This is a genomic window from Streptomyces sp. NPDC056480 (assembly GCF_042795405.1).
Taxonomy (GTDB): Bacteria; Actinomycetota; Actinomycetes; order Streptomycetales; family Streptomycetaceae; genus Streptomyces.
Genome location: NZ_JBHTSA010000203.1, coordinates 2,693 through 7,787, shown reverse-complemented (window position 1 = coordinate 7,787; position 5,095 = coordinate 2,693). Strand labels below are relative to the sequence as shown.

Sequence of the window (5,095 nt, the reverse complement as noted above, 5' to 3'; positions counted from 1 at the left end):
GCCCCGGCACACGCCGGGGCCCTGTGGCATCGCGTTCGTTCAGCCGTCGTGCGCGGCCAGCGCGTCCGTCAGTTCCGTGTAGGACGGGCCGGGGGAGAGCACCGGAGGCTCCCAGCCGGTGGCCAGAACGGCGTCGAGCCGCTCCCGCACCTCGGGAGTGTCCAGGCTGTCGGGGGAAGCCATCAGATTGGCGCGCAGCTGCGCCCGTTCCCACAGGTGGTGGTCCTGCTGGCCGGCGAGGGCGGTGAGGACGGCCGGCGGAAGGCCGGCGGGCGGCTCCGGGTGACCGTCCACCGTCGCGCGCCAGCTCCGGGTGCGTTCCACGTCGTCGTGGACCCCGTCCTCGTACCAGGGGCGGACCGTGCGCCGGACGAAGGCCCGCAGCGCCGTGCTCACCGCCTCCAGGTCCGCGCTGTGGCGGTCCATCAGGTCGCTGAGTTCGGCAGCGCCGGCCAGGGCGAAGGAGGCGCCGCGGCCCAGGATGGGATCGGTCGTGCACAGCACGTCGCCGATCGGCAGATAGCCGGACGGGGTGTCGGGGTTCAACTCGCGCCAGGTGTTGGTGAGTCCGGCCATCGGTACGACGTCGCCGATGGGCTCGGAGCTGCCCGGCCGGAGCCACGGCTCGAACTGGGCCACCGCGTGCGCGGCGGCCTCGAACGTGCCGGTGTCGCGGAGCCGTTCGAGTGTCTCGTCCTCCGGCAGCCGGGCGAACACCACCGCGAAGGTTCGGTTGTCATGGGCGTAGAGCCCGCCGCCGAAACCGGCCCCGCCCGCGAAGACCACGGGAACCAGGAACGTCGGCGGCTTCGGCACGCCGTCGAGGAGCCGGTAGAAACGGCTGTGGTAGACGTTGCCGCAGGGGCTCTCCTCGACCTCCTTGGTGAAGGCGCCGACCAGCGGCGAGCGACGCCCGGTGGCGTCCACCACCGCGTCCGCGTCGATCACCGCGCCGTCCACCCGCACACCCCGGACGCGTCCCCGGTCCACCACGACCTCACGGACGGAGAGGCCGTGGTGGACCCGGACACCGGACTGCCGCTGCAGGGCCCGGTGCAGCACCCATTCGACGGTGGCCCGGCGTGAGCCGAAGCTCGCCAGCTCGGTCGCGCCGGCCGGGGCCTCGGCCCCGGGCGGCGCGGTCATGTCCACCTCGTCGACGCCGTGCGCCAGCAGATCCGCGTGCACGTCCGGCAGGCGGGTGTGCACCAGGTGCCGGAACAGGCCGAGGAACATGTGCGGGTGGCGGACCTGCGGCGCACCCGGCCGCTGCCACGCCTGGACGTCGCCGAGGTCCTCCGGCGGGGGACCGTCCCGCTCCACCAGGTCCACCGCGTGCCCCTGGCGGGCGAGCAGCAGCGCGGCGCTCAGCCCCGCTATGCCCCCGCCCGCCACCACGATTCGTGCAACCATGCATGCTCCCGGATGTTGTGCGGCCCCCACGAGTCACTGCGAAGCGGCGGCCACACCCCACGCCCGTGCCCCGGTCGGGCACATGTGCCCGTGCCGTTGAGCCGACTGCGTCACGCCGCGATGCTAGGCGGCCGCACACGCCCTTGTGGAGGACGAACGGCGAAGATAGGGGACCCCCTATCCCCGGGAACGGGCTCAGCCCTGGACGTCGGCGTTCTCGCTCCCGGCCTGCTCCGCCTCCGTCTCCGGCGGCTCCTTCGACGCCTTCCTCGTCGCGATGAGGCTGGTGATCGTCGTGATGATCAGTACGCCGAAGATGACGCCGAGCGAGACCGGCAGCGAGACCTCGGGCACGTCGAGGCTCGTCGTCTCGTGGATGCCGTGCAGGACCAGCTTCACGCCGATGAAGGCGAGGATGACCGACAGGCCGTACGACAGGTGGACGAGCTTCTGCAGCAGGCCGACGATGAGGAAGTAAAGCTGCCGCAGGCCCATCAGCGCGAAGGCGTTGGCGGTGAAGACGATGTACGGGTCCTGGGTCAGGCCGAAGATCGCGGGGATCGAGTCCACCGCGAAGAGCACGTCCGTGATGCCGATCGCCAGCATCACGATCAGCATCGGCGTCGCCAGCCTGCGGCCGTTCTCGCGGACGAACATCTTCGTGCCGTGCCACGTGTCGGTGGAGGGCAGACGCCGCTCGATGGCCTTCATCAGGCGGCCCTCCTCCCAGTCCTCGTCCTCCTGGCCGGCCCGCGCCTCCTGGATGAGCTTCCAGGCGGTCCAGATGAGGAAGGCGCCGAAGAGGAAGAAGACCCAGGCGAACGAGTTGATCGCGGCGGCTCCCGCGGCGATGAACACGGCACGCAGGACCAGAGCGATCAGCACGCCGATCATCAGCACGCGCTGTTGGTAGATGGACGGGACCGCGAACTTCGCCATGATCAGCACGAAGACGAAGAGATTGTCGACGCTGAGCGACTTCTCGGTGACGTAGCCCGCGAAGAACTCGCCGGCGGCCTGTCCGTCGCCCCAGATCAGCAGACCCGCGCCGAAGAGCGTGGCGAGAACGATCCAGACGGTCGTCCAGATGCCCGCCTCCTTGATCGAGACATCGTGCGGCTTACGGCCACCGATGAAGAAGTCGGCCGCGATGAGCACACACAGTCCGGCAACTGTGAGCACCCACATGGTCGTTGAGACGTTCAACCTGAATCCCTTCCTCTGGCGAGAGCTGCCAAGAGTACAAGGATGCCCAAGAAACGGTAAAGAAAGGGTATGGCCGGGTCGTTGGGGGCTCGCTGCTCCATGCCTGGTCAGAGCCCCTCGCGGCGCGGCGCGCTGGGGTGGGAGCTCCGCCACGATAGGGGGTTGATCAGGGGTGGGTCCGCACTTGATCGCCGGTACGTTGAAGCGCGATCGCAGGGAGTTTTCATACAGGTCAACCGAACAAAGGAAAAGCCTTGACTGAAACGATTTCCGGTCGGCAAATCGAGATCGCCTGGCCCGACCTGGGCATCACGGTGACCGCGGAACTCGACGGCCGAAACGCCGAACTCGCCGACGCGCTCTGGGATTCTCTGCCCTATCAGAGTCTGCAGGGACACGCGCTCGTGGCGGGCGAGCACATCTATCACGCGGCCCCGATTCCCTCGCTGCTGCACCTGACCGCGGACACCCGGATAGCGGATCGGCGCGAGGCGCCCAACGGGACCGTATTCTGCTCCGGTCTCCAGCATTTAGGCATCAAGTACGGAACCCTGACCGAACCGATGCCGGCCACCCCGGTGGGCCGGATCCGGGACGAGGACATTCCGGCGCTCCTCGAAGCCGGGAAGGCGATCTGGGATTCGGTCTATTCGACGAAGAAGCCGATCCTCGTGGAGGTCCGCAGGGCGGGCTCCGAAGGCGGCCACCGCATTCCGAAACTGGTCGCCGCGGATTCCGAAGCGAGCCGTCTCATCGACGACGTGCACGCCGCGACCGAGAAGGCCTGGCTTTCCGAACCGAAGGAACTCGCCGACCTCCACGCGGGACTGATCCGTTCCGGGGCCGGAAGCTTCGAGACGGTGCTGCCCACGCTGCTCTTCGTCAACGGCGAGACCCGCCCGCTGGGGTACGCCACCTACGGCGGTCTGGTCCGCGGCGCGGTCCAGGGCATGCCGATGGACTCACTGCGTCACATGACGCGCCTCCTCGTCGGCGTTCCGGCCGAGTTCCTGGGCTACTGCGGCCTCGAGCAGCTGTGGGGCTTCACCCAGCGCTTCCTGGACTGCCTCGACCGGCTCGACCGCGAGGACTTCCTGAGCGTGGTGGGCCAACTGGCCCTCTACATCAACTGCCTCGGCGGCTGGAACCTGCACCTGTACCCGTGGGAGGCCGGAGACCACCTGCGTCAGCTGCGCCCCGAGGAACCGGTCCTCCAGCCGTGAGCCGACTCCCCGAACGCGCGGACGCCGTCGTCATCGGCGGCGGGGTCATCGGCACCTCGATCGCGTGCCTGCTCGCCGAGTCGGGCGTCGGCACCGTCCTGCTGGAGCGCGGCGCGCTCGGATCGGGATCGTCCGGGACCACCGCCGGCGTGGTGCGCACCTACTTTCCCGGCAACGCGCTCATCAGCGGCCTGGCCGTCCGGAGCCTGGCGGCCTACCAGGCCCTCTCCGAACGGACCGGAACCGACCTCGGCCTGGAACGCATCGGGCTCCTCGTGCTCTTCTCCGACGAGGAACAGGTGCGGGACTTCCACCGGACCCGGGCCGCCCAGCAGGCAGCCGGCGTGGACGTCGAACTGGTGACCGCCGCCGAAGCGGCACGGCTCAACCCACTGGTCGACGAGCGCGGCATCGTGGCGGCGGCCTGGTCGCCCGAGGCCTACGCCTGCGACCCCGCGGCGATCGTCCGCGGCTACGCCGCGGCGGCGGAGCAGGCCGGCGCCGTCCTGCACACGGACACGCCCGTCACCGGCATCGACCCGGACGGGCGGGTCCACACACCCGCGGGAAGCATCCTCGCCGACACCGTCATCTGTGCGGCGGGCCCCTGGGCGGGAACGGTCGCCGCCATGGCCGACGTGACCGTGCCGGTGACCACGTACCCCGTCGAGATGCTCCTGACCGACACCCCGGGCAGCGCACCGCAGAACGCTCTGCCGATGACCATGCACCCGTCCAGCCTGCGGATTCGCAGCTGGGGGGACCGCATTCTGGTGGGGATGGGCCGACCCGCTCCGGACGAGACCCGGGAGGACTGGCTGCGACGGGTGTCGCACCACCTGGGCACGACCTTCCCGAGCCTCGCCGGCCGCTCCATCGAAAGCGGGTGGAGCGGGAACCTCGATGTCAGTCCCGACGGGATGGCCTTCATCGGCCGCGATCCCTCCCGCCGGTTCGTCTACGCGGCGGGCTTCTCCGGTCAGGGGCTGTGCCAGGCGCCCGCCGCCGGAGAGATCGTCCGGGACCTGGTGCTCGGCAAGGATTCCTGGATCGACACGGCGGGTCTCTCCACCGCCCGCCACCTCGGCGGCCCGGCCCGGACCGGGTAGGAGGGCAGCCACGGCCGGCGCCCGGCGTGCGGCCGTGGACCAGCGCGGGACTTCGTCGCGGCGCCGGGGTAACCCGCGCCGCCCACCCGCGCGGGACCCCCGGAGGATATTAACCGCCCCCCCCGCGGCACCGGGGAGCCGGGG

The 5,095-nt window shown here is 70.2% G+C and carries 4 protein-coding genes; 2 read left to right on the top strand and 2 right to left on the bottom strand.

Going from position 1 to position 5,095, the window contains the following annotated elements; genetic code table 11:
• Window positions 1–39 precede the first annotated feature (39 nt).
• Together ACFQ79_RS39460 and ACFQ79_RS39455 are read right to left on the bottom strand one after the other, a co-directional pair.
• The gene (locus ACFQ79_RS39460) at window positions 40–1,413 is read right to left on the bottom strand and encodes an FAD-dependent oxidoreductase (RefSeq protein WP_383592935.1); all 1,374 of its coding nucleotides are present in this window, start codon (window positions 1,411–1,413) and stop codon (window positions 40–42) included.
• Between the two features lie 195 nt (window positions 1,414–1,608).
• Window positions 1,609–2,619, bottom strand: a complete 1,011-nt coding sequence (locus ACFQ79_RS39455; RefSeq protein ID WP_383592933.1) for a TerC family protein — start codon at window positions 2,617–2,619, stop codon at window positions 1,609–1,611.
• Between the two features lie 254 nt (window positions 2,620–2,873).
• Here ACFQ79_RS39455 and ACFQ79_RS39450 point away from each other — a divergent pair, with 254 nt between their 5' ends.
• A complete protein-coding gene (locus ACFQ79_RS39450; protein ID WP_383592932.1) occupies window positions 2,874–3,842 on the top strand; it encodes a hypothetical protein in 969 nt (322 codons plus the stop codon).
• Window positions 3,839–4,951, top strand: a complete 1,113-nt coding sequence (locus ACFQ79_RS39445) for an NAD(P)/FAD-dependent oxidoreductase (RefSeq protein ID WP_383592930.1) — start codon at window positions 3,839–3,841, stop codon at window positions 4,949–4,951. Before ACFQ79_RS39450 ends, ACFQ79_RS39445 begins: the two co-directional genes overlap by 4 nt.
• Window positions 4,952–5,095 lie beyond the last annotated feature (144 nt).

What these genes read in the sequence shown, in the direction of transcription:
- ACFQ79_RS39460 (WP_383592935.1), bottom strand. Translation starts at nt 1,413, where the DNA reads ATGGTTGCACGAATCGTGGTGGCGGGCGGGGGCATAGCGGGGCTGAGC.